The sequence below is a fragment of the Okeania sp. SIO2C2 genome, from assembly GCF_010692625.1.
Lineage (GTDB): Bacteria > Cyanobacteriota > Cyanobacteriia > Cyanobacteriales > Microcoleaceae > Okeania > Okeania hirsuta.
On sequence record NZ_JAAHGM010000088.1, the window covers coordinates 1 to 24,285 of the forward strand.

Below are 24,285 nucleotides of genomic sequence, written 5' to 3' on the forward strand. Positions count from 1 at the left end.
CCACTTTGATACTCTTGAACTATAAATTCCTTTGTTTGGTAGTATAAAGCTCCATAATAAGTCTGTCTTTCCTTTTGATTTTTCATCGTAATTTCTATTCTTTTATCTGTTTTTCCCCAAGCATAACCTAATACATCCCCCCATAGCAGATGAAATTCGTCAATCATAAACACTGCTTGGTTTCCCGCTTCTATTTCCGGTTGCCATTTTGCCAATTTATCCTCTATTTCTTTTTTTTTGCTTTCACTTATTCATCATTTTTAGCTGGATGATTTTTTTGAGTTTTTTTCCAACTTATTTCAGCCTCTTTGAGTAAGTTATAATAACTCTGATAGGACCCAAAAACTACGTTATATTGGTTCTGTAAATAGTTTTGCAAGTCTGATAATCTCAGATAATCTTGTTCTCTCAACCAATCAATTGTTCTCTCTTTTTCTTCAGCCTTTAAGTAACCTTTATGCAGACAGACTCTTCCTGCGGAATGCTACGCAAACAGGCATTTTTTGACCAGAAAATGTGTAAGTACCACTAACTATAATTAGTCTAAACTGCAAAACTGTCTAGTTTGCTTCTGAAGACAGTTTCCTTAATCCTATCCAGGAAATACAAAGGATGAAAAAAAATAAGATAGGTAGTATTAAATTGGTAGGGTAGACTAATTCTAAAGTTCCAATATACCCATATTTATCCTCAAAGTCATAAACTTTTCTTTCTCCATCAAATTCATATAAACGCCTCCATAATGAAATTTTAGCTTCATCAAGGTTTGCAACTCTTTAATTTCTGTATTTTATTTAATCCTAATTCCTTAGTTCAGCGATCGCTATCTGAAAAGTTTTAATTATCAATCTCAGCTTCTAATTTTAAAATTTTCAACTTTGTCATCAATCTCTGACAAAAAATATCAAAAAAAGCCTAAATTAGCTAACGGAGTTTCAATAGTTTCAGCCTTTCCATGATAGAATTAACAAAGGATAATCCGAGGGTATTTATAACCTAATGAGATTTTTCAGCCCAAAACCATAATTATTTCGTTGTTTTTTAAGGAATTACCTTATATTTCTTCAACGATGATGAACTAATTTTCATCAGTTGCTCTAACAATGGTTTGACATAGTTAAAAATATATGATATTAGCTAATAGCTTCCAAACTAGAGCAACTATATATTTTTAGTCCTGTAACAGTTGTGAAGTTCTCTCCCGTTAAATCGGAGATTATAACGGGAGCTTCTAAAACAAAGATAATTGAATCGAAGTTTCAGAAGTTTCTTGTATCACAGGCTGACTAACGCCTAAGCCTCCACAAGCAGACAAGATGATACCCACCTCGTTTAACGCTTTATTTAATATGTTAATTGCTGCATTCTCATCTCTATCTAAAACTGTTTTACATTTAGGACAAGAATGAGTTCTAACTGACAAAGCTAATGGTACTTTTTGACCACAATTACTACAATTTTGTGATGTATGATTCGGGTTAACTTTAATTACATGAACACCGCGAACTGCCGCCACTGCATTCAATTTTTCAATAAAAGCACCCCAGGCTACATCATAAATTGATTTTGAGAGTTTTGTGTTTCTAGCTAAACCTTTAATATTCAGGTCTTCTACAGCAATTAAATCATACTCTTTAACTAACTTATGAGCAGTTTTATAATGAAAATCTTCTCTTTGTCTAGCAATATGTTGATGCAATCTAGCTATTTTATTCTGTGCTTTTTGCCAGTTATTAGACCCAATTTCTTTTCTAGCTGCTTTACTTTGCTTTCTAGCTAAATTAGATTGTGCTTTTCTATAGAAATTTGGAACAGAAAAAGTCTCACCAGTATTAGTAGTTAAAAACTCTTTTAAACCTACATCAACACCTACAGCAGTTTTGATATTATCAGTAGGAATTAAACTGGGAACTGACTTATCTTCCAAACTAAAACTAATATAATAGCCGTCATCTTTTTTGGTTACAGTTGCAGTTTTAATTGTAAATTCATCTGGAATAGGTCTATGAACTATTACTGGAATAGCACCAAATCTGCTAATAATAATTTGTTTACCATCAAACTTAACTGCTGCTTTAGAATGATTTACTCTACTAAAACATAATGACCTTAGTTTCCCAGACTTTTTAAACCTTGGTCTACCAAATCTTTTACCTGTTTTGTCAGGAACTAACCAACGTTTCCAAGCTTTATCTAGTTTTTGTAAATTAATTTGTTGAACTTCAGAGTAAATTTCTTTATATTCAGGAAATAACTGTTTTGTTTCTTTAAGTGCTGATTGCTGAAAATAATAATCTGGTCTACAAGGAATCTCGCCAATAGGACATGAAATTATTGAGCATCGGTCTGTTTGACATCTAGTTCTATTTAACCAATCTAATCTTTGACCTAAAGCATAATTCCAATGTCTCCTCAAGAGTTCTAACCAATTATCTATCTTAGCTATTTGTTCTTGATTTGGTTTAATTTTGTAACAATGACTTAGGATCATTTTATTTCCTTTTCGACCAGAGCTTTATTATAATAGTTTGTGTAGAGTTTGTCTATACATGATGAAGAAAACAGGATTAAATATACGAATAAGTCATAACAGATTAAATAAGCTGAGATTATATGCAGCAGAAAATGAAAAAACGATGACCCAAGTAATAAGTGATTTTATAGATTCACTAAGACTTAAAGACAAGAAATCAGAAGAAAAACATCAATCGACACCTATTTAATTTGCAGCTCGGCAATTCCCCTCCCGTTAAATGGCTCGATTATAACGGGAGACCCCTTGCCGAATCTAGTTGGGTAGAATTCGGGCGTTGCACAGTGGCGAATGATTTGATATTTTTGATTGAATTTGATTTTGGATTTGATAATTGCTAGAATAATTAATATTAGGTTTTTTTAGTCAAAGTCTAAACCTCTTTTTGGCAGTATCATTCCATAATGTGCAACCCCAGAATTCGTTGTGAAAAGTCAATTTAGAAAAGATCAAAATATCAAAGCCCTAAAAAAGCTCTCCCTGTGCTGTATCGATTTGATGCGATTTTTTGCCTAAGTTTTGTTTAAGTTCCACTCAGGAAACTTGCTAGTAACTCTACCAATTATTTGTTGCGAACTTACAAAACCAAAGGAACGACTATCACTACTTTCTTCCCTATTTTCTCCCACCAAAAAACAGTCGCCATTTTCATCAACAAAGGCAACCCGTTTAATTATTTTCAAATCTTGGCGATGGGGATGTTTAGCCACCACCAAATCATCTATTTCAGGTAAACAGTGGCGGTAGGCTTTAGTGTCAACAAGAATATCCTCCCCTGGTTTGAGTAGAGGAAACATCGACACCCCCGTAACACAAAAGCGTTGACGCAATCTCAACAACCATAACAATAATTCTTTATTATCGCTTGTTTGTATCAACTTTTTGCCTACCACCTCAAACTAAAAAAATTTAGCTAGCCTTGTACCAAGTTACCTCGCGTTCCTTAGTAGCCCAGAACATATTATGGATTTTCTCCACAGCAGCTAATAATTCATTAGCATGATCCAAATTAACTTCCACTTTACAAGCAGAGCAAAGTTTAGCAGCTTTCCAGAAAGTATCGTGGAGGTCTGGATACTTTTCTAAATGCACGGGCTTAAAATAATCAGTCCAGAGGATGAGCAAATCTTCTTTAGTCTTCTGAGCCTGCTCTTCCTTAATAGCAATATAGCGAGAAAGAGTATTAGCAGTCTTATGGTCTCCTGCTTTTGGGTCAAGCTCTAGAATTTTCTTAGTCATAGACACCACTGCCTCAGCATAAATGCGAGCAGAAGCGGGGTCATAAACACCACAAGGGCCATCGCAGTGAGCACTAACTTCTGGTGCTGGGAAGGACTTTCTAATCTGAGAAGCAATTCTGTTGAGCATAGTTTTCTAAGATATTCCTATGTGTATAGAAAATGTAAAGTAATGTTACGATGAAATAGTGGTTAAGAAGGAAAGCTTTTCCTAATAATTTCCACCTACCCTAGTTTAAATCAAAAGTGTGGGTATTTATAAATTTCCGATAATCCCCACCCACCCCATTTAAAATAACAAAGTGTGGGTATTTCTGATTTTGAATTTTGAATTCCTTTATCAAGATAAACCTATGCCATTTTCAATTGATACAGCTCGCAATATCTTTCCCAACACCTGATCAGCTGACATAGTGCCAGCCACCATAGCTCGCTTCAATCAGCTAAGTGCAGAAGACCAACTAGCTCTCATTTGGTTCGCCTACCTGGAAATGGGCAAAACAATCACAATTGCTGCTCTAGGAGCTGCCAATATGCAGCTTGCAGAAAGAACTATGAATGAAATTAAACAAATGAGCTTCCAGGAGCAGACCCAAGTCATGTGTGACCTGGCTAACCGCTCCGATACTCCAATGTGTCGGACATATGCCACCTGGTCTCCCAATATCAAGTTGGGTTTTTGGTATCAACTTGGAGAATGGATGAATCAGGGACTTGTTGCTCCTATACCAAAATGCTTTAGTCACAACAGTGCGCCAACAAGCAAGTGGAATTCAAGAATTTGATGATTTATGGTATCTACATGATTTCCTCAGTGCCAGAAGATACGATCTAGATGGGAAGTATGACTCCAGAAATGCAACTGTGATTTTTGCTCTGGCTGGCTTAGTAAAAGAGGGATGGTTAAAGCTTGGAGAGCTGGAAGGCTTGGATAAAGAAAAGATTACAAAAGTATCTGCCATGACCCGCATTATCTAATATAATCTAAATCAAGGGCGGGTTGTGAAATGAACTGCTGTTCCATCTAGGCCCGCACTCTTTAAGCTTAATTGTCTGGCAGTAAATTTGGTAAGACGCGATCGCAACAAAATAAAGTCCCTGCAGCGACACACAGTGGAATACCTAAAAAGTTAACTACAGGAATGGTAATTAAACCTTGACAAATTAGGCCAAAAGTGGCGCTTGCTGGTAAACTACGACGCACTACTGTTAACTTCTGTCGAAATTTTAATTTTCTTCTCTCCAAAAATCCATCAAAAAAGTCAAGACAAACAATGGAAGTTGTTAAAGTTATACCACCAATAGTTGCGATTAAAGAACCTCCAGGGAGAAAGTTGAGCAGCAATATCGGTAAACCTATTACTAAAAGTAATCCAACTTTTTTTAGCTCAAAAAGTATGGCTCGCCAAATATCTTTGAGAGAGTTTAATAAACTTGGAGGAGTTTCAGGCAATGTTCCAGTTCTAATTTTTTCTAATTGTTCAGAAAGTTGACCATAAAAAGGTGAACCTAGAATAGTTCCAAATTGTACTAACAAAAATCCAATTATCAGCAATAATATTGCGAATAGAATAACTTGTACAAGTTTATATAAAATATTATCTATATAACTTAAGAAGTTTAACCATGTTGGTAATTGAACAATTAAAGCATCAAAGCTTAAAGATAAGTTATTAAAAATAGTATTAATTAAATCAATTCCTGGTAGGAGTAAACTAAGATAAAGAAGAATACCTACCACAATATTAATCAAAATTGGCACAACTATATAACCTATTAATTTTGGATTTTTGAGAAATATCGTTAAAGCACGAAAATGGTAAGTTGCCCCTGCGAATAATCCGATAGGAGTCTCAAATATAGATAATATTGACTTAATTTTTTTTTGTTTTACCATGAGTTAATTGAGAGTAGTTATACCAAATTGATAAATTTTTGCTACAAAAAGCTAGGATATTTCTTAGGAGTCAACCCACCCCTAACCCCTCACAGGAAGAGAACTTAGGAAGAGCAAGTCAGAATGAATGGCTTTAATGGCAGTTTTTAGGTATGAATTTATCTTTTTAGTCCAAAAGGCATCTCCTATAAAGTAGGGACATTAGCGGCAGCTCTGCGTTAGCAAATGGCCATTCGTCCTTGCAGCCCTTATTATTCGTAACATTCTTTTTTTATCCTTGGTATTAGAAGTTATAACAGTGTGCGCTGGTATATTTACAAATTGCAGGAGGTGCCCAATAGCTAAAAGTCTTATATTATCGGCAATTTATTCCCCCTATTGCCTGTTGCCTGTTGCCTGTTGCCTGTACACAACGCTATAGTAGCTATAAGAGGTTGTTTGTGAACAAAAGATTAAGTAGAATATTTGACAGCATCCTTACCATTTTCTGGAATAATAGTTGGTTCTTCTGTGACGCACCCCATGAGTTAGTGGAGATTCAGATTTTTTGTAGAGGAAAAATCCCTACTCTATAGAAGTATTAAATTATTTGTAGAAAATCAGATTGTTATACATATTTCTATTTAGTTTATCTATTTTTCAATTATCCCCAGAATATTTTTGATACTAACTAACTACAATAGAAAGTTATATCAAGTCTGATTAATTAGCCACAATCAAAATATTTTCTCTGATAAATTTCCTCATTTTCTCTATTACCCATTCCCTAAAATTTTTATTGTGGGTATTTAAATAAACATGATATTAGCGTTTCTCAGTCTAATGAGGTATGCCTATCTTTATCATTTTCTTTGTGGGTTTAATACCCCACCGTCAACTGGAGTGTTCAAAATTACTTGGGGTTAGAATCCCCATGTAATTTTCCTCCTGTCTCCTGTCTCCTTCTTCAATTGTCTTCTATTCCCTGTTCCCTATTCCCTAAAACCAACGAATTTTGTACCTCACGCTTCTTGGGAATGACTATATATATTAGCTATATTTAACATATAAAAATTATGGGATGATAGAAGATTTATATTAGTAAATCAACTAATAATGTTTAGTGTTAATCTCATCCCAAGACCAATTATAGTAACCTATAGTTTACAGTGGATCAACCCAACCGTAAGGGTCAGTCACTTTAGCCGTTTTAATATCTTCTAATTTTTGCAATACTTGAGGAGCATATTTTCGTTCAAAAATAGGAGGTAAAATCATGTCTTTACCTTGATAATTAATAGTAGAAATATGAGCAATTGTAGCAGCAGTTCCCATACCAAATGCTTCAGAAAGATTACCCTCTTCATAAGCTTTTGCCACTTCATCAATAGAAATTAATCTTTCCTCAACTTTAACACCCATATCTCTCAATAAAGTTAATACACTATCTCTAGTAATTCCAGCTAATATAGTACCAGTCAACTTAGGAGTAATCACAACATCATTAATGATAAAAGCCACATTCATTGTGCCACATTCTTCAATATATTTTTTTTCCTTCCCATCCAACCATAAAACATTATCATAACCTTGTTGTTTAGCCTCTTTATCTGCTAATAAACTACCACCATAATTACCAGCACATTTAGCCGCACCTGTTCCACCTTCAGCAGCTCGTATATATTTATCTGTAACAATTAACTTAACTGGTTCTGAATAATAAGCACCTACAGGGCAAGAAATAATCATAAATTTATAACTATTTGCTGGTTTAAGACCAACAGATTCATCTGTAGCAAAATAAATAGGTCGAATATATAATACACTACCCGATTGAGTAGGAATCCAGTCAGAATCTAGCCTAATTAATTCCTTTAAACCATCCAGAAAAATATCTTCAGGAATAGGTGGCATACATAATCGAAAAGCTGATTCATTTATCCGTTTATAATTAGCTTGTGGGCGAAATAGTAAAGGTTTTCCTGTGGGACTTCTATAAGCTTTTAAACCTTCAAAAACGGTCTGGCCATAATGGAGGGCTGACAGAGAAGGAACTATTGAAATATGGCCATAAGGAACAATTTTTACCTCTTGCCAATTACCATCCCTGTAGTCAGCAACTAACATATGATCGCTAAATACTTTGCCAAAGGGACTATTATTGATATCCTGTTCTTTAATCCGAGAGTGGCTAGTTTTTTCTATAGATATTTGAGAATTATGAGAATTAACTATTTGCATTATTGTCTGACTTTTAGTAAAAATGCTACTTTATATTGTTTATTTATAATATCATGCCCAATTAAATACATATAATCAAAAACAAGTCACTTTTGTAGAAGATGGTAAAAAGCAAAGACCTCAAAAAGTTGTGGGAAAAGTGAAAAGTCTTTACTCCTGACTCCCGACTTAAAAAGGATGGTTGATTAATGCAATTTTATTTAATACATTTTTATTCTTTGTCAGATATATGTAGTACCATTTGCCAAAAAAGATTGTTACAAATATCATGATAAATAAAAATCAATTAACAAAGGGGAGAAATGATAGAGAGAGATGGCTTCACCTAATTCCATCACAACTCAGTTTAGAGAAAACTTTAGACTTCTCCTTTTAATAACATTTGTTCGTATGAAGTATTAAGTATTAGGGAGTTTAGGAAAAATACAATAGTATCAAACAACTCTCAAATAAAGTATTATGATTAATAATTGGTATAGCATATATTTATCCAAGTTTTTTTTTGCAGACTTTCTATCATCAGTTATCTGATATCAAGTCTGATTAATTAGCCAAGGGTAAAAATGTTGCCTCTCAGCAGAAACCTATATCTTTTACCATCATCACCAAAGATTATTCCATTACCTTTCTGAATAGAAACTGCAAGTATTTTACCTCTAATAATGATGATGAAATTATTGTTGATTGGTCAGATGATTTTAGTATAGCTTTGACTGAAAAATGTTCAAGGTTTTGTAAAAAATTATAAACATCTATTGTAACTATTCAGGTGCTGGGGTTGACAAATAATCATATCTATGTGTTGATCACTTTCCAGAAACCTTTTAGTCTCATTTATAGACTATTTAGTATTCTTAGATACAGTTTTCAGCTTTGAAACACTGAGTATGCAAAAAATCAAGAATAATGCAACCCTAAGACCTGAATGCTTACCATCTATTTTAGTGGTAATCATTTCTCACAGATGTTTAAGTCTTTGTGATAATTTAGCAGTTGCCAGTTATTGAATAATTAACAATCAAAAGTTACTCCTACTCCTATGAATAGAGATGGGTTTGTGATTATTTTTAGTTAAAAATTTATTAAAAATCAGACCAAACCCACCCTTATTTTAATTGCCTAGCTTAATTATCATGCTTGGCAATAACCCAAATAGCATGAACAATGCCACCAATATAAAAACCAAAAATAGTTAGGAGAAGATTAATCCAAAAAGCACCGCCGAGACCAACGGTCAAAAATACACCCAAAGGTGGTAAAAAGATAGCAGCTACAATCCGCAGTAGATTCATTTTAGTTACTCTTGTAATTTTTAAACTATTGTTGTCTTAGTTATAGCTTCAACTATTAGTAGAACCTTTACCGAAAAATTTTGGAGGTTTTGCTAAAGTATATACCTCAGTCTCAGTAGCGATCGCTTCCCGCAAATGCTTAGGTACTTGTAACATCCCCAATAAGGTAGTCCCATCCAACATCCGAAACCCACCAGTAGTTTTTTCTCTCAGAAGTTGATTAACTGTTTCTGGGTCAGGACGATTATTAATCATCTCTGTTGAACCTATTACAAAACCCCAAGGTTGTCCATAAGTAGGAACATAACTACTATAAGATTGGACATAAGAAAAAACTTCTTTCATTGTATTCACAATTCGAGTATGAAGTTTCATTTCTCCTAGGGAAACAGGGCCAGCTTGCAAAACAAAAAACCCTCCAGGGGTAAGCACCTGTAGAATTTTTTCAAAGTATTCCTTTGTAAACAACTGAAATGAAGGCCCCTCTTCAATAGGGTCAGAAAGGTCAGAAATAACTACATCCCAAATTTCACCAGAAGTCTGCAAGAATTCTAAAGCATCACCAATGACCAACTTGAGGCGAGAGTCATCAAAAGCATTAGCGTGCATCTCAGGCAAATTTTGACGACAAGCTTCAACTACTTCTCCATCAATGTCAATCATGGCCACTTGTTCTACTGTTTGCCAACGTAAGACCTCCCGAATAGTAGCTCCTTCACCACCACCAAAAACAAGAACTTTACTAGGAGATCCATGAAAAATCATGGCAGGATGTACCAGAGGTTCATGGTACAAAAATTCGTCTTCCATACAAGACTGCCATTTACCATCAAGAACCAGCGCTTTACCATAAATACCTGTTTCTACAATGTACATATCCTGATAAGCAGTTTTCTTGTAGGCAAGTACCTTGGTAATGCCATGAGCATAAATATCCCAAGGTGTGATATACTCATTAATCCATAAATCTGCACCAACTTCATTACCTGCCATAAGCCATACTCCTGAATGACATACTTTAAATCTCAATACTCAATATTGGGACAGGATATATTTCTTAGCACAAAATGGTTTTAGATTCCAACTATACTGAATACAAACCTGAAGTTTTACAGGTATTATTGTATTTAAATCATCTAAATTTTATCCCGATAATTAGAGTAATTTTACTCAATCGCTTCAAGAGCAAAAACAACTTTTCCTAATTAAAACTATCTAAATTAATCTGTTAAGTCTTACTTTTGACTATCTTGTCGATCGTCCTCTCTATTCGTTAATTTGATATTTTGATATGGAGAAAAAATCTCTGCATCCCTTGACTCGTGACACAGGGTATCCACATTTTTAACTTTTGACTGGATAGGTGAGATTTGTTGAATTCAAGTATAATTTATTGAACAAGTTACTCTTCATAGTGCTATGGAAAATAATACAACTAACAACTTCTCAAATATATCTTTCAATGAGTGGAATGCAGAACTGTATGAAAGTAAACATTCTTTTGTTTCTAATTTGGCAATAGATTTATTAGAATTGCTCAGTCCTCAGAGTGGAGAAAAAATTCTTGACCTTGGTTGTGGTACAGGTCATCTGACCTATAAAATCACTACAAAAGGGGCAAAAGTTGTAGGAATTGATAATGCTCCGACCATGATTGAACAAGCACATCGTTGTTATCCAGATATTAAATTTTTAGTAGGAGATGGAGTTAATATAGGCTTAAAAGAAACATTTGATGCGGTGTTTTCTAATGCAGTACTTCATTGGATTAAAGAACAGAAAAAAGTTATCCGTAATATTTGGCGCGTCCTGAAACCTGGAGGTCGTTTCGTTAGTGAATTTGGTGGCAAAGGTAATATTAAAACAATTGTTAAAAGTATTTATGAAGCCTTAGATGCTGCTGGTTATAGTAGTAATAAACAACTTAATCCTTGGTATTTTCCTAGTATTGGAGAATATGCTACTCTCTTAGAATCACAAGGGTTTGTGTTGACTTTTGCTACTTTATTAGAAAGACCAACTAAACTTGAGGATGGAGAAAATGGTTTGCGTAATTGGCTGAAGATGTTTGCAACTTGTTTCTTTGAAGGAATTCCTGAGAAAAAGCAAAGTATTATTATTGATGATATTGAAAATAGATTGCGTCCTCATCTATATAAGAAGGGTAAATGGACGGCTGATTATACGCGAATTAGGATTATGGCTTTTAAGGAAGGTAATTTAGAATAAATAATGACTAAATTACTGATTATTTAAGTTATTGTTGTTTTCTACAATAATTTATATGTGTTACTAATTTATATTTCATTTCACTTATACCATTTCTCAAAGATCAATACTTTAATCATGTTCGGTTGAATAGTTATAATTGATAGGCAAAAGGTGACAGGGAGGAGAGGTTTAATGGAACTGCTATACATAGAGACTTATATTGATAACGCTTTCATCCGAACATGATATTACCTGATAACTATTTCCACTATCAAGAAAAAGGAAAAAATAAAGTTAAGGTAGAGGTATGGTAAAAATTAGATTGCCAAAATTTTCTCTATGCATAATTTTTTAATTTCCTTTCTGTAAGTATATTTCTCAGTTTTAGCTAATATTAAGTCCGGTAGCATCAGTATTATCAATAGTGGGAGCATCTTGCTCGCAATTAAGGAAAAAGGAAGAAGATTGGAAAGAAAAAAAAGTAGATATTTCCCAAGTTTTTACATAAACAATACCAACAGACATGATGTAAATAAAGAATTTTTTTGGGGAAAAAATAGCCAAAACCCTTTATTTAACTAGTAAAGCAAAATTAATTTTATATTTGATGATTGGGTAAGATGATTGGGTAATAGGAGTTGCACATTATGGAATGATATTGCAAAAAATTAGTTTAGAATTTGACTGAAAAAAGCCTAATATTAATCATGATAACAATTCTCAAATCCAAAATCCAATTCAATCAAAAATCTAAAATCATTGATCACTGTTCAATGCCGGGTAATACCTAGGAAAAATGATTTTTAGACTCACTGCTCAAGCACAAAAGTATATTTTTTTGCCCTGCTGCCTACTGCCTACTGCCTACTGCCTACTCCCTCCTGATAAATGTTAAGTTAATTGTTAAATTAATTTTGCACAGGTACTTAAGAAGATTTAGCAAAATTTTTGAGATGTGGAATTATCCAGTTAATCTCTAGAAAAATATATCAATAAATTAAGTTGCTATAAATACTCAAAAAAAACGATTATTTTTAACATCTACCTACTTCTATCTTCTATAAAACTTAAAGTAACTTATCAAGTGCTGCTTTGAAAATTTCATAAGAAGAAACACCAACTATATTTTCTACAAGTTCGCCATCTTTAAAAAACATCACTGCTGGAATACTACGAATACTAAATTTATTAGCAGTTTCCTTGTTTTGAGAAATATCAAGTTTTACTACTTTGGCGCAACTTTGATATTCTTCAGCTAACTGGTCAATTAAAGGACTAATTTTTTTACATGGACCACACCATGACGCTGTACAATCTACGACAAAGATTGTTTCAGACGTTAAAAGTGCATCAAATTCAGTGTCATTTATGTAAGTTGCTGTACTCATCAGAATGCCTGATATGATTTATGATCATCTATCATATAGCAATTCTTCACTCTAAGTTATTTTCTGATTATCTCGAGCATCAATCCATTGCTTGGCACGCCTAACTACCTCTTGTCGAGAAGAAGCATAAGGTACTGCCACAACACAACCTAACTTATAGTTGGCCCAAGCCGCATAAGTAGCAGATCCGTCCATTTCACCTTGGTCAATTTCAACCTTCCAACCCTTGTAGTTAAAGGCCAACACAATATGAGGAAAATCAGGTTCAATCATGATTTCTACTGAAGTTAACTATATATGCTCAATGTTTTTCAAATAAATGTTAAACTACAAAGTTGACCGTTTCAGCTAAAAATGGTAAAGATACCGTCACACAACCTACATAATCTTTTGTTTACAAACAGCCTCTAATTTTAGTTTTTCAATAATCCCTAGTTAACTATTCTGCTCTTCAATATTTATATCAGCAGCATAAATAGCTTGTACATTATACCAATTCAAAAATATACGAGAAATTTCTAAAGCTAACTGCGACTTACCTCGGTCAATTAAACATTGCAAAAAAACAGCCATTGTCTTTTCATTTAATCTCCCACCTAATGATAAAACTCCCCATAATAATTTGTGTAGCCAAGTCATTTGAATCATCATTTTAACTTCCCAAGTAGGATGTTTTTGATAAAACAAAACTCCCATTTTTCCCCTTTGAATCTCTCGCTCAATCATTCCTTCTAATTGCTCCAAAGAAAAAGGTGGATGCCAATGATAACCAACAGCATCAGGGCACTTAATCAATTTCAAACCCAATTTTTTTAACCTAAATCCTAACTCTAAATCCTCCCAACCATACTGTTCAAAACAAGTATCAAATAATCCAGCTTCAATTAACCAACGACGAGCGATCGCTACATTTCCTGTAGCAAAAAAAGCTGCCGAAAAATCAGTCAACTTATAAGGTTCTGAAGTGGGAAAATCAAAATTACAAGTATTAATAACTCTGCCATAAGTAAATACATTTTCCCCTTCTGCACTAACTAAACTATTTGCGTGTGACTGTAGAAAAGAATCTGTCACCACCAGGTCACTATCAATAAAAATAATAAAATCTCCTTTGGCCTGCTCAATACCCAAATTCCGAGCTGCTGCTGGCCCTTGGTGGGACTGAGAAAATAGTCGGACATGGGAAAACTCTTTGGCCTCTGTTTCTAACCAGGAGATAGTGTCATCCGTCGAACCATCATCGACAACTATTACTTCATAATCTATAATTGGGCGGTCATAATCCTGATTTTCCAGAGCGCGAAGACACTTTTCTAAAATCGGTTTGCGATTATAAGTGGGAATAACTACACTGAAAAACATTTTGTCTCCTGAGTGGGATAATTGGGTAGTAGCTAATACATTATGGGTTTTAGGTGTGATACTCTGGGTGAAAAAGGGCATTGCTGAATTCAGGTATGATGATTCTACAGGGCGATCGTTAACACCAGAAAAGTCAGAATAATTCAATAGACAGAAAATAGTTTTATACTTGAAAAGTACTCTTCAAACTGTATTTGAAACAATGAAAAATATTTTTCAAAAGATACTTTTTTTGGGGGGGTGGTAGTGCTATTAACTCCTTGTATTGCTATCGCTCATCCAGGCCGAACCGATAGCAGTGGATGCCACACAAACCGATCAACAGGAAGATATCACTGTCATGGAGGAACTTCATCAGGAGGATCGGGAAGTTATGGGACTTCTGGAAATTCTGGCAACAGCACAGGGTTAAGAACTTTAGGCGATACTGGAAACGTAGTTATTCTCTGCTCAACTAATCAGCTTTGTAATAGTTGAGGATATTCTTCTTGGGAAACAGGCGATCTTTTAAGAGCTTATCTTTACTATGAAAAAGCATTAAGTTTTCAATCTAATGACCTCTAAGCATTCACTAATTTTAATATATTACAGCCTCATGTTTATCGGATAAATGGTTCTTGCTTTGACTACGAGCAATGTATGAATATTGGTTATAGCTCAACTAAAAACAAAGACTATCAGACAGCTTTGATAAATTTCAAAAGAGCGTTAAACTTCCGTCCTAATGATAGTTATGCAATGAAAGCGATTAAGAATGTTAGTCAGTTGATTATTTCTTTACAATAAGCCATTACTCCCTAGCATCTCTAGGGAGTACTTATTTTTATCCATAATTCATATACTATATAGACAAAATCTTCTTTTTCAATAATTAATAATTACCTCTTCTTAAAAGTAATCGGAATATTTATATAGATAATGAGATGGTATTGCTGATTTTAGATATGAAATAATATCATGTCCGGTTGAATATTTATAAATAAGGGAGTAGGGAGTAGGGAGTAGGGAGTAGGGAGTAGAGACAATAAAAAGATTTGCACTACCAGTGACAGTTTTGGTTTTTTTCATCACGCTCTTATCCGGACATGATATAACTCATTCATCTAAATCTTAAAATTATATCTTTTCTTTACTTAGTTTAAGGAAAGACTTAGAAGCAGTGGTTTAGCAACCAAACCCCTAGAATAAAAGTTGATAATTATTCTACAATAGTATAGGGGGGTATTAAATATTAACTTTGATAAGCGGAAAAAGCACTCCACATCCACTCATCCCCAAAAGCTAATTCTATAGTCTACTTTTCAATCCTCTCACAATTAGGATACACTCTAGAATCTGTACTTAGCCTGACAATAATCTTACAGGTTTAGTCCCATAATAAAAACCCAGTTGTTAATTCTAGAGAAAAATCTATGAGTCGTGCCACTAAAGTTGTATTAGCTTATTCTGGTGGAGTGGATACCTCCGTTTGCATTCCCTACTTAAAAAATGAGTGGGGTGTCAAGGAAGTAATTACTCTCGCTGCAGATCTAGGACAGGGAGATGAGTTAGAAGGAGTCCGCAAAAAAGCATTAGATTCGGGTGCAGTAGAATCTTTGGTTATAGATGTTATTGAACCTTTGATTAAAGAATATGCTTTTCCAGCAATTCAAGCAAATGCTCTATATGAAAATCGCTATCCTTTAGCTACAGCATTAGCTAGACCTTTAATTGCTAAAATATTAGTAGATGCAGCAGAAAAATATGGTGCTGATGCGATCGCCCATGGTTGTACTGGAAAGGGTAATGATCAAGTAAGGTTTGATGTTGCTATTGCTGCACTTAATCCTAAAATCAAGATTCTTGCTCCAGCGCGGGAGTGGGGAATGAGTCGTGAGGAGACTATTGCCTACGGTGAAAAATATGGCATTCCAGCACCAGTGAAAAAATCTTCCCCTTACAGCATTGATAAAAATTTATTGGGGATGGCGATCGAAGCAGGGGAGTTGGAAGATCCTTGGGTGGAGGCGCCGGAGGAAGTTTATAATATGACGAAGGCGATCGCTGATACTCCCAATGAACCGGAATATGTTGAAATTGGTTTTGAGGGAGGTATTCCTGTTACTCTCAACGGTCAAGGAATGAGTGGTATTGAGTTGATTACTCAACTTAATCAGATAGCGGGAAATCATGGTATTGGTCGTATTGACATGATTGAAAACCGTCTTGTGGGGATTAAGTCACGAGAAATTTATGAATCTCCAGCAATGTGGGTTCTTATTCAAGCGCATCGTGACTTGGAAAGTTTAACTTTGACTGCTGATGTGACTCGTTATAAGCGGGGTATTGAGGAAACTTACAGTCAGTTGGTTTATAACGGTTTATGGTTTAGTCCGTTGAAGGGTGCCTTGGATGCTTTTATTCAGCAGACTCAGGAAAGGGTGACTGGTGTTGTGCGAGTGAAGTTATTTAAGGGTAATGCAATGGTTGTCGGTCGTAAGTCTGATAATTCTTTGTATAGTTTTGACTTGGCAACTTATGGTGCTGAGGATGAGTTCGACCATAAAGCAGCGGAAGGGTTTATTTATGTTTGGGGTTTGCCTACTCGTGTTTGGTCGGAAAAGCTTAGAGGTTAATAAATTGGCGATTTTTTAACTTTAATTAGTTGTTCCTGTAGGGATATTTTTTCATTTCTACAGGAATAATTTTTTTTGTGTAGTTTGGGTTAAGCGATCGCGCAGCGGAATGGATATTCTATTGCGCAACCCAACAAATATCGAAATGATTAGGACTTAAGGATTACAGGGTATTGTGGTCATTGCGACCCACAGGGTTTGCGGAGCAGTCCGGAACGGAAAGCAATCTCAAATCCTATTTTTTCGTACCTCATGCGTAAGTCCTGATAATGTTGGGTTTCGTGCCTCAACCCCACCTACATTAACTGAATAAATATTTTTCTAATCTTGATTTTTTAATTTATCATTTTGCTCTGATTTTTCTTCAATTTCTAATTTTTTTATATGTTTTCGTTGAGATTTGATAATACGAGAAATTGGCTGAGACATTTCTCTAAATATTAAATCTTGTTCTTGTTTCCTCAACTTTTTTTCTTGTTGATTCAACTCACTCATTTTTAGCATTCGTTCAAGAAGAAAAATTGCAAGGGTATCGTAGATTATAAGTTAATTATACCAATTTCATAAAATATTGCAAAGCGTGAGGACACACTTAACTGGGAACACCGGAGCTGGGAACAGAGAAAGAAAAACATAAATATTAAAGAGGAAAAAAGGTGGAAATTTTAGAATTTATGGAATTTATAATTTTTTCTTTTAAGAAGAAATCACAAATTAAGATGTAACTGCGTTTGCGTGAATTTGGTATTACAGATGGTCGGAGCGAACCTTTAGGATTACAATTAGAAGTTGAGGATAAATTGATCAGATTTTATCGGGAAGATACGGGAGAAAAATTGGTGATTTCTGATGAATTACGAGAAGTTTTGAATCAGGAAATTGAGGCACGGCAAGAAGCAGAAAAACGAACCGAAGAATTAGAATCTTTACTGTCTCGTTATCGCGGTCGCTTTGGATAATTACCTGAAAATTAACAGTATAATTAATTGCTTTTATTGAGTAAGTTATGAGCAACTGATATGATTCCCAATTTTGGATTTATTTGTAGGGGAAAAAGCAAAGTATCTAAGGATATTAATTTATTTAGGGGAACAGTTTGGAAACTTTTCCAAAGATATTTTTGTTTGGTTTCCTTCGTCAACTGAATAACTGATAACTAAATTTAGGGCAGGCAAATAAAGAGGCAAAATTTATAGTTACTTGATGATAATTCAACATTTACCGAATAATTAAGGTTTAAAGCCTCTCCTTTAAACGAGAAAAAAGCGGTCAATCTTAGGAACTTCCCGTAGGTTGGGATGGCGAGGTCTCGAAGCCATATCCAATCGACCAAGAGAAAAAAAAATTTTCCTGTTCGTCAATCCTATCCGTTTTCAAGGAGAGGTAATAATTAATTATTAATTATTAATTATTAATTGTTGAACTACCCTACTATGATTAACTACTCTAAATTGGACTAGCTTCTAAAAACAAAGAATAATTTGTATGACCACTAAACTCAGAAACTCGGACAAAATAATTACCCTCTGGTAAGAAATCAACATCTATTATTTCATCAATAGTACCAACATTTCTTGACTCAGCAAAAACCTCTAAACTTTCTGCCACTCCATTATTATTAATATCCTCAATTAACTCCACATCTGCATCCCCAACTAAACCAGTTAATACAACATCTAAACTACTAGGAGTATTCAAAATAAAACTATAAACATCCACTGGATTTCCATCTCCAATAAAATTGTTAAATTCTGCAGTACCCAAAACACCAAAATCAGCATTAACATTTAACAAATCATCTCTAAAATCTGGAGGAGTACTCAAACGATTTTCTGGCAAACCAACTAAAATATAATGTTGAATTGCACTACTAAAAATACCATTATTTAATAACTCCACTACATCCTGATTTTGAGCAAGATAAAAATCTGTGTTAAAGAAAAAACTAGGGTCGCGATTTTCAAATTGACCAAATCTGACAAAATGTTCAAAAGGTGTTAATCCTGCTGACTCTAATGTTGTAGCAAAATCAGGATTTGCTCTATAAAATAAATTAGTAAATAAAGGACTAGGGTCGCGCAATTCAAATTGACCAAACCTAAGAAAATGTTCCACTGCCGTCAGATTACCTTCCTCAATAGCAGCAGCTACACCAGTATTAGTTTCGAGATAAAAGCTAGTATCAAATAAAGCATTGGGGTCGCGCAATTCAAATTGACCAAACCTAAGAAAGTGTTCCAAAGCACTACTGAAATTACCCGCAGCAATTTCATCTACAACATCAGGGTTTTGAAACAAATAAAATCCTTCATCAAACAGAGTTTCAATAGTTAACATTTCTTAAAAAAAAAATTGAGTTTACATTGCAACCTGAGCAATGCTATCTTACTACAAACGTTCATTTCTATATGCTTTAAATTTAAAATTTATACTTAAAAATTAAGGGACATCAATTATGAGTAAATCTTCTTTAATGACAATGCTACGTCGTGCTTATGGTATTGCCAGAATATCGAAAAAAACTGGCATTCCCAGCGATGAATTATTAGAAATGGTCAGAGAAGCTCAAAGTAGAAACTTTCGGACTACTCGCCGTCGTTTATTACAAGGTGGTTTAGGATTTGCTGGAGCAATGGCAGCTTCTAATTTCTTCAAGGGTGGACAACGAGCAATGGGTCAACAAACACCTATATTAATAGTAGGTGCTGGAATTGCGGGATTAACTGCTGCTTACCGTCTCACTCAGGCAGGAGTGCCAGTAAATGTCATAGAAGCTAGAAATAGAGTTGGCGGTCGGATTAAAACTATGGCAAAAGTGGCGGGTACTTTTCTTTCAGCAGATTTAGGTGGAGAATACATTGATAGTGACCATGCCATTATCCGTAGTCTAGCAGCAGAACTTGGGTTAACAGAAGTAGATTTATTTGCCAACCAAGAGGGGTTGGTGGGAACTGGTTACTATTTTGGCAGACGATTTGTACCAGAGGCAGAATTAGTTGCAGATGTTGCTCCTGTTGTAGAAAGAATAGAAGCAGATTTAGAAGCGATCGACGCATTTGAAGATTATACAACTGTTTTTCCAGAGGTAGTAGAATTAGATAATTTATCTATCACCGAATATTTGGAGGGTATTGAAACTACTCCACTAATGCGACAAATCCTCAGAGTAACTTATAGTGTTTTGTATGCTAGCGATCCTGACAATCAGTCTAGTCTTAACCTAATTTATTTTCTTGGTCTTGATGAAGGTACATTTGCACCTTTTGGAATTAATGATGAACGTTATGTTATTCAAGGGGGTAACCAACAAATTACTAATCAACTAGCAACTTTCGTAAGTGGTTCAATTGAAACTGGAACTGCATTAGAAGCAATTAGCAGTTTGTCTGATGGTCGCTATCAAGTGAGTTTAAGGTCTGGACACAGTAGTTTTGACCGCATATATGAAAGAATTGTCATTACTCTACCATTTAGTGTTTTACGAGAAGTACAAATAAATGTAGATTTGCCTCCAGCAAAAAGGTTAGCAATAGATACTATGGGTTATGCTCCTGGTTCTAAATTAATTACTGCCTACCGAGACCGTATCTGGCGCAACTATGGTTTTAGTAGTGATGTCTATTCAGATTTAGGATTTCAACATATTGAAGAAGCAGGTCAAAGTAGAGCTGCTTTAACTCCTGGTGTTGCCTTGTTAACTAACTATACTGGGGGGACTCAAGGTTTAGCTATAGGCAGTAGTACTGCACAACTGCAAGCTAAACAACAATTACCGCAATACGAATTAGTTTATCCCGGTATTACTAATACTGCTATTTTTGGTAATGCAGTCCGAGCTTATTGGCCTGGTGATATATATAGTCGGGGAGCTTATTCTAGTTATTTACCAGGGCAATGGACTCAAATGTACGGAGTAGAGGGAGAGCGTGTTGGTAATCTATTTTTTGCTGGAGAACATACTTCTTTAGAATATCAAGGCTATATGGAGGGAGGTTGTGAAACTGGTGAAATTGCAGCTATGGAAATTTTAGAAGATTTAGGTTTGCAAGGGAATGTGGAAGCGATGAAAGTTCGCCGAGGGAGTAATCTCAATAATCAAGAAAAAGTGCGTCGTCGGCCAAAACTTGCGGAAAAACAGAGGAAGAGATTTACTGGAAATTAATAGTTATCATCAAATCAGTTAATATACATTGATTTTTGGAATAGTTATAGTTAAGATGACCTTAAAAATTTATTTTTGATTTTATTGTTAATAATAACTTACTTTGGTGTATCCGGGAATAAGTAGCGATCGCATCGTTCAGGCCGTCCGAACTGATTGGTCTGGAGAGCATTGACTTAATCAGAGAATAAGGTTTCTGGTATAGTTTCTACTACAAAATTTAAGAAATATCCATTAGCTGAGTCCTTGATAGATGATTTGGGTGCTTAATACTTCAAAAGTTCAAAAATTAGTGAATTATATAGGAATTACGGATTTTTGAGTTCTAAGCACTATATATCTCTAACGTTATCATTTTTGAAATACGCACGCATATGAAATTATACACCATTTGTAGGAGTTAATGGCCGTTAACCCTACAAGATGTGGTGGTTATGTGTAAGTCCTATAATATATTATATTGTCTGTGCGTAACTCCTGTGATCATGAGACCTCAAAAATGACTAAATCTTCGGTGATGACAATACTAGGTCGTGCTCATACTATTGCCAGAATGTCAAGAGAAACTGGTATCCCTAGTGATGAATTATTAGGAATGGTAAAAGAAGCTAAAGCTAGGAAATTTCCGAATGCTTGCACTCGCTTATTAAAAGGTGGTTTAGACTTAGCTCAAAAATTTAAAGTTTCCCTTTTGTCCAAGGGTGGAGCATTGACTTAATCAGAGAATAACGATATAATACGTTAACAAGCATACTTTTAGACAAGCTGCACTCACCCATAAATGAAATCCATTAGAACAAAGCTCAAACTTAATAATAAACAGAAAACGCTCTTTGCTCAACACGCTGGCTATTCGAGGTGGTGTTATAACTGGGGTTTAAGTTTGTGGAATGCTGCTTACCGAGATGGTTATAAACCAAACACCCGTAAGCTTAGAGAGGTTTTTACAAATCACACCAAACCCCTCTATCCCTGGATGAAAAACCTTTCATCTAAAGTGTACCAATACGCTTTTATCAACTTAGCTGAAGCGTTCAAAAGGTTCTTTAAAGGATTAAGTAAACATCCAAAGTTTAAGAAGAAAGGTAGGTCTGATTCATTCACAATAGATAATTGTGGAAAACCAATAGAATTAAATGGTTGGTGTCATAAATTACCTTTTATTGGCTGGGTAAAAACTTATGAACCAATCGAAGCAACTACTCAAAAAATCACTATTAGCAGACAAGCTGGTGATTGGTACTTGAGTTTAGCTTTTGAATATACTCCTACTTTCACACCGAAAACAACTAATGTCGTAGGTGTAGATTTAGGAGTAAAAACATTAGCAACTTTAAGTGATGGGAAAGTATTTGAAAGTGTAAAGTCATACCGTAAGTTTGAAACGAAGCTTTCGAGACTACAATATCTAAACCGTAATAAAAATATTGGCTCTGCTAATTGGAGAAAAGCACAACTAAAGATAGCTAGGCTCCATAGACGAGTGGCTAACATTCGCAAAGATGCACTTCATAAATTAACAACATACTTAGCTAAAAACCACGGCAGTGTAGTAATTGAAGATTTGAACGTCAGCGGAATGTTAGCTAACCACAAGCTAGCCAAGTCTATAGCAGACCAAGGATTTTATGAGTTTAGACGACAACTTGGATATAAGTGTCAATGGTACGGCAGTGAATTAGTAGTAGTAGACAGATTTTTTCCATCGTCAAAGACTTGCTCTAGTTGTGGTCATGTACAAGATATGCCATTAAATCTAAGAACTTTTGATTGCCCTGATTGTGGCATATCTATAGACCGCGATTTGAACGCAAGTATTAATTTAAGAAAGCGAGTGCTAATTGGTGATGTTTCCTCAGAATGCAAGACGCACTCAACAGATGCGGTCGGCTCGACCGTGAATGCCTGTGGATGAGTAACCGCCAACGGCCTCAGTGGAAGCAGGAAGTAAACCGCAAATTGTAACGTCATGTGACGCTTTGTATCAGTTTTATAGAGCAGAAAGGGCAATATCTCAAACAACTCCAGTATTAATAGTAGGAGCAGGAATTGCCGGATTAACTGCTGCTTATCGTCTAACTCAAGCGGGAGTTCCAGTAAACGTGATTGAAGCTAGTAACCGGGTAGGAGGTAGAATCCGAACTCGCCCAGGTGAAATAGCTGCTATGGAAATTTTACAAGATTTAGGTTTAGAAGGTAGTGTTGAAGCAATGAGAAGTCAGCGGCGTTGGTGAAGCGGGTGTATGATATTAATCGCGCATTACTTAGGAGTCAACCCACCCGCGCGCCCCTCCCAGGATGGGAACTCAGGAGTCAGGAGTCAGGAGGGAAGAGAATGCGCGAAAGATTTGCACATTTGCGCTGAGGATGAAAAATTTTTTATACCGAACCCGAGCGGATTTGATATTAGTGGTTTAAAACTATCTGAAAAGCGCAAAAATCAATTTACCAGTAATATCATGTCTGATAGCATCGGTATTGTAAGCGTGAAGGTAAGGAAGAAGGAAGAGAGAAGAAGGCCTAAAAGCTTGAAAAAACGTAAATTTCCTGTAGACATTCACCCTTGGTTTTACACAAACGCGTCCCAGCGGACATGATATAATTAATAGTTACTATGAAATATTTCTATTTTACTATATTAATACCATTGTTACACGTGGGAGTTTATGATCAATTATTACAGAGTAATATGGTGAATATATTTGCTCAAAAATCTGAATTTGATAACCCAATTTGTTATATGGAAACTACGGAGGGAAAAATTATTAATTTAGTTAATCTATGTGGCGATCGAGAAGCTATTAATGAAAGTAAAAAAGTTAGCTGCAAATCAAAATCAGAAAAAGTTAAAGCTACAGAAATACCGATTAGTAATATTAACTACGATGGTAATTTTTTAACTGGTAAAGTTGCTAATCAAAGTTGTCAAACTGTGAAGCAAATTAAGGTAAATTATCAAGTATTAGATGATGCTGGAAATATTATTGATAATGGGTTTATTTATGCTGAACCTAGTACGGTTGAGCCAGGAAAAGTAGCATCTTTTAAAGGTAATGTTTCCCCGGGAGCTAAAGTAGAAACAACTTTTGTTGAATGGAGTGAATAATGAACTCAGAAGTTAAAAAATTGTATGTGATACTTAACAGTATGAGAAATCCTGTTGCTTGATTTTTTTGTTTACTTAGGGTTTGCTGATTAAATATCAAAGTATTGACTGGTATTAGTTTGAGCAATTTTAGCTCTGGAGGGGGTGCGAGGTTTTAGGTGGTAATGGTTCAAAAATTCAGGATTTTGGTCAAGAGTTGAGCAGAACAATCTTGGGACAAAACGCCCGCTCCTACCTCCTCGCTCGTTCCCATTTCTCCTG

Annotated in this window: 24 protein-coding genes and 2 pseudogenes; 13 read left to right on the forward strand and 13 right to left on the reverse strand. The window is 35.0% G+C overall.

The window, feature by feature from the left end:
- The 4 genes and pseudogenes from F6K18_RS33000 to sodN all read right to left on the reverse strand — a co-directional run.
- Positions 1-457 (reverse strand): annotated as a pseudogene (locus F6K18_RS33000) (winged helix-turn-helix domain-containing protein); the annotation flags it as partial.
- A 774-nt stretch (positions 458-1,231) separates the two neighbouring features.
- Positions 1,232-2,491, reverse strand: a complete 1,260-nt coding sequence (locus tag F6K18_RS33005; RefSeq protein ID WP_287527210.1) for a transposase — start codon at positions 2,489-2,491, stop codon at positions 1,232-1,234.
- Positions 2,492-3,045: 554 nt separating this feature from the next.
- Entirely contained in the window at positions 3,046-3,411 is a 366-nt protein-coding gene (gene sodX / locus F6K18_RS33010; protein WP_287279697.1) for a nickel-type superoxide dismutase maturation protease, read from the reverse strand.
- A 31-nt stretch (positions 3,412-3,442) separates the two neighbouring features.
- Complete coding sequence (gene sodN / locus F6K18_RS33015) at positions 3,443-3,901, reverse strand: superoxide dismutase, Ni (protein WP_287527211.1); 459 nt, start codon at positions 3,899-3,901, stop codon at positions 3,443-3,445.
- Between the two features lie 280 nt (positions 3,902-4,181).
- Here sodN and F6K18_RS33020 point away from each other — a divergent pair.
- Together F6K18_RS33020 and F6K18_RS33025 are read left to right on the forward strand one after the other, a co-directional pair.
- Positions 4,182-4,505 (forward strand): annotated as a pseudogene (locus F6K18_RS33020) (orange carotenoid protein N-terminal domain-containing protein); the annotation flags it as partial.
- 16 nt (positions 4,506-4,521) lie between these two features.
- Positions 4,522-4,749 carry a hypothetical protein gene (locus F6K18_RS33025; protein WP_287527212.1) on the forward strand — a complete coding sequence of 76 codons (228 nt, stop codon included), beginning with the start codon at positions 4,522-4,524 and terminating at the stop codon, positions 4,747-4,749.
- 67 nt (positions 4,750-4,816) lie between these two features.
- Here the strand turns inward: F6K18_RS33025 and F6K18_RS33030 are convergent, their stop codons facing one another.
- The 4 genes from F6K18_RS33030 to F6K18_RS33045 form a co-directional block, all read right to left on the reverse strand.
- Positions 4,817-5,668 carry an EI24 domain-containing protein gene (locus F6K18_RS33030; protein WP_287527213.1) on the reverse strand — a complete coding sequence of 284 codons (852 nt, stop codon included), beginning with the start codon at positions 5,666-5,668 and terminating at the stop codon, positions 4,817-4,819.
- Between the two features lie 1,143 nt (positions 5,669-6,811).
- Positions 6,812-7,888 (reverse strand): branched-chain amino acid aminotransferase, encoded by a 1,077-nt coding sequence (locus tag F6K18_RS33035; RefSeq protein ID WP_287527214.1) that lies wholly within the window; start codon positions 7,886-7,888, stop codon positions 6,812-6,814.
- A gap of 1,124 nt (positions 7,889-9,012) precedes the next feature.
- Positions 9,013-9,180, reverse strand: coding sequence for a YqaE/Pmp3 family membrane protein (locus tag F6K18_RS33040; RefSeq protein ID WP_287527216.1), 168 nt, complete (start codon positions 9,178-9,180; stop codon positions 9,013-9,015).
- A 48-nt stretch (positions 9,181-9,228) separates the two neighbouring features.
- Entirely contained in the window at positions 9,229-10,173 is a 945-nt protein-coding gene (locus tag F6K18_RS33045; protein WP_287527218.1) for a methyltransferase domain-containing protein, read from the reverse strand.
- 426 nt (positions 10,174-10,599) lie between these two features.
- Here F6K18_RS33045 and F6K18_RS33050 point away from each other — a divergent pair, with 426 nt between their 5' ends.
- Entirely contained in the window at positions 10,600-11,409 is an 810-nt protein-coding gene (locus F6K18_RS33050) for a class I SAM-dependent methyltransferase (protein WP_287527220.1), read from the forward strand.
- A gap of 1,049 nt (positions 11,410-12,458) precedes the next feature.
- On the opposite strand, the gene trxA is transcribed toward F6K18_RS33050, so the two are convergent.
- The 3 genes from trxA to F6K18_RS33065 form a co-directional block, all read right to left on the reverse strand.
- Complete coding sequence (gene trxA, locus F6K18_RS33055; protein ID WP_287527222.1) at positions 12,459-12,779, reverse strand: thioredoxin; 321 nt, start codon at positions 12,777-12,779, stop codon at positions 12,459-12,461.
- Between the two features lie 51 nt (positions 12,780-12,830).
- Entirely contained in the window at positions 12,831-13,052 is a 222-nt protein-coding gene (locus tag F6K18_RS33060; RefSeq protein ID WP_287277071.1) for a hypothetical protein, read from the reverse strand.
- A gap of 162 nt (positions 13,053-13,214) precedes the next feature.
- Entirely contained in the window at positions 13,215-14,141 is a 927-nt protein-coding gene (locus tag F6K18_RS33065; protein WP_287527223.1) for a glycosyltransferase family 2 protein, read from the reverse strand.
- Position 14,142: 1 nt separating this feature from the next.
- Here F6K18_RS33065 and F6K18_RS33070 point away from each other — a divergent pair, with 1 nt between their 5' ends.
- The 3 genes from F6K18_RS33070 (at position 14,143) to F6K18_RS33080 (ending at position 16,756) form a co-directional block, all read left to right on the forward strand.
- Complete coding sequence (locus F6K18_RS33070) at positions 14,143-14,283, forward strand: hypothetical protein (RefSeq protein ID WP_287277068.1); 141 nt, start codon at positions 14,143-14,145, stop codon at positions 14,281-14,283.
- 104 nt (positions 14,284-14,387) lie between these two features.
- Positions 14,388-14,618 carry a YHYH domain-containing protein gene (locus F6K18_RS37075; RefSeq protein WP_353735245.1) on the forward strand — a complete coding sequence of 77 codons (231 nt, stop codon included), beginning with the start codon at positions 14,388-14,390 and terminating at the stop codon, positions 14,616-14,618.
- A gap of 935 nt (positions 14,619-15,553) precedes the next feature.
- Complete coding sequence (locus tag F6K18_RS33080; protein ID WP_287527227.1) at positions 15,554-16,756, forward strand: argininosuccinate synthase; 1,203 nt, start codon at positions 15,554-15,556, stop codon at positions 16,754-16,756.
- A gap of 321 nt (positions 16,757-17,077) precedes the next feature.
- On the opposite strand, the gene F6K18_RS33085 is transcribed toward F6K18_RS33080, so the two are convergent.
- A complete protein-coding gene (locus F6K18_RS33085) occupies positions 17,078-17,251 on the reverse strand; it encodes a hypothetical protein (RefSeq protein WP_287527229.1) in 174 nt (57 codons plus the stop codon).
- Between the two features lie 236 nt (positions 17,252-17,487).
- On the opposite strand from F6K18_RS33085, the gene F6K18_RS33090 reads away from it, so the two are divergent.
- Positions 17,488-17,715, forward strand: coding sequence for a hypothetical protein (locus F6K18_RS33090; RefSeq protein ID WP_287527231.1), 228 nt, complete (start codon positions 17,488-17,490; stop codon positions 17,713-17,715).
- Positions 17,716-18,202: 487 nt separating this feature from the next.
- Here the strand turns inward: F6K18_RS33090 and F6K18_RS33095 are convergent, their stop codons facing one another.
- Positions 18,203-19,093 (reverse strand): PPC domain-containing protein, encoded by an 891-nt coding sequence (locus F6K18_RS33095; RefSeq protein WP_287527233.1) that lies wholly within the window; start codon positions 19,091-19,093, stop codon positions 18,203-18,205.
- A gap of 118 nt (positions 19,094-19,211) precedes the next feature.
- On the opposite strand from F6K18_RS33095, the gene F6K18_RS33100 reads away from it, so the two are divergent.
- The 6 genes from F6K18_RS33100 (at position 19,212) to F6K18_RS33125 (ending at position 24,024) form a co-directional block, all read left to right on the forward strand.
- Complete coding sequence (locus tag F6K18_RS33100; protein ID WP_287527235.1) at positions 19,212-20,918, forward strand: NAD(P)/FAD-dependent oxidoreductase; 1,707 nt, start codon at positions 19,212-19,214, stop codon at positions 20,916-20,918.
- A 499-nt stretch (positions 20,919-21,417) separates the two neighbouring features.
- The gene (locus tag F6K18_RS33105) at positions 21,418-21,636 is read left to right on the forward strand and encodes a hypothetical protein (protein WP_287527236.1); all 219 of its coding nucleotides are present in this window, start codon (positions 21,418-21,420) and stop codon (positions 21,634-21,636) included.
- A 63-nt stretch (positions 21,637-21,699) separates the two neighbouring features.
- Complete coding sequence (locus F6K18_RS33110; RefSeq protein WP_287527238.1) at positions 21,700-22,833, forward strand: RNA-guided endonuclease TnpB family protein; 1,134 nt, start codon at positions 21,700-21,702, stop codon at positions 22,831-22,833.
- A 19-nt stretch (positions 22,834-22,852) separates the two neighbouring features.
- Entirely contained in the window at positions 22,853-23,152 is a 300-nt protein-coding gene (locus tag F6K18_RS33115; RefSeq protein WP_287527239.1) for an FAD-dependent oxidoreductase, read from the forward strand.
- 9 nt (positions 23,153-23,161) lie between these two features.
- Positions 23,162-23,515 (forward strand): hypothetical protein, encoded by a 354-nt coding sequence (locus tag F6K18_RS33120; protein ID WP_287527241.1) that lies wholly within the window; start codon positions 23,162-23,164, stop codon positions 23,513-23,515.
- A gap of 92 nt (positions 23,516-23,607) precedes the next feature.
- Positions 23,608-24,024, forward strand: a complete 417-nt coding sequence (locus tag F6K18_RS33125; RefSeq protein ID WP_287527243.1) for an FxLYD domain-containing protein — start codon at positions 23,608-23,610, stop codon at positions 24,022-24,024.
- Positions 24,025-24,285: the final 261 nt, after the last annotated feature.

Excerpts from the sequence above, each read along its gene's own strand:
- F6K18_RS33095 (WP_287527233.1), bottom strand. The coding sequence starts at position 19,093 with ATGTTAACTATTGAAACTCTGTTTGATGAAGGATTTTATTTGTTTCAA.
- F6K18_RS33050 (WP_287527220.1), top strand. The coding sequence starts at position 10,600 with ATGGAAAATAATACAACTAACAACTTCTCAAATATATCTTTCAATGAG.
- F6K18_RS33045 (WP_287527218.1), bottom strand. The coding sequence starts at position 10,173 with ATGGCAGGTAATGAAGTTGGTGCAGATTTATGGATTAATGAGTATATC.
- F6K18_RS33065 (WP_287527223.1), bottom strand. The coding sequence starts at position 14,141 with ATGTTTTTCAGTGTAGTTATTCCCACTTATAATCGCAAACCGATTTTA.
- F6K18_RS33105 (WP_287527236.1), top strand. The coding sequence starts at position 21,418 with ATGACTAAATCTTCGGTGATGACAATACTAGGTCGTGCTCATACTATT.
- F6K18_RS33030 (WP_287527213.1), bottom strand. The coding sequence starts at position 5,668 with ATGGTAAAACAAAAAAAAATTAAGTCAATATTATCTATATTTGAGACT.
- F6K18_RS33005 (WP_287527210.1), bottom strand. The coding sequence starts at position 2,491 with ATGATCCTAAGTCATTGTTACAAAATTAAACCAAATCAAGAACAAATA.
- F6K18_RS33040 (WP_287527216.1), bottom strand. The coding sequence starts at position 9,180 with ATGAATCTACTGCGGATTGTAGCTGCTATCTTTTTACCACCTTTGGGT.
- F6K18_RS33035 (WP_287527214.1), bottom strand. The coding sequence starts at position 7,888 with ATGCAAATAGTTAATTCTCATAATTCTCAAATATCTATAGAAAAAACT.
- F6K18_RS33080 (WP_287527227.1), top strand. The coding sequence starts at position 15,554 with ATGAGTCGTGCCACTAAAGTTGTATTAGCTTATTCTGGTGGAGTGGAT.
- F6K18_RS33120 (WP_287527241.1), top strand. The coding sequence starts at position 23,162 with ATGATATTAATCGCGCATTACTTAGGAGTCAACCCACCCGCGCGCCCC.
- F6K18_RS33085 (WP_287527229.1), bottom strand. The coding sequence starts at position 17,251 with ATGAGTGAGTTGAATCAACAAGAAAAAAAGTTGAGGAAACAAGAACAA.
- sodN (WP_287527211.1), bottom strand. The coding sequence starts at position 3,901 with ATGCTCAACAGAATTGCTTCTCAGATTAGAAAGTCCTTCCCAGCACCA.
- F6K18_RS33125 (WP_287527243.1), top strand. The coding sequence starts at position 23,608 with ATGGTGAATATATTTGCTCAAAAATCTGAATTTGATAACCCAATTTGT.
- F6K18_RS33100 (WP_287527235.1), top strand. The coding sequence starts at position 19,212 with ATGAGTAAATCTTCTTTAATGACAATGCTACGTCGTGCTTATGGTATT.
- F6K18_RS33060 (WP_287277071.1), bottom strand. The coding sequence starts at position 13,052 with ATGATTGAACCTGATTTTCCTCATATTGTGTTGGCCTTTAACTACAAG.
- F6K18_RS33110 (WP_287527238.1), top strand. The coding sequence starts at position 21,700 with ATGAAATCCATTAGAACAAAGCTCAAACTTAATAATAAACAGAAAACG.
- trxA (WP_287527222.1), bottom strand. The coding sequence starts at position 12,779 with ATGAGTACAGCAACTTACATAAATGACACTGAATTTGATGCACTTTTA.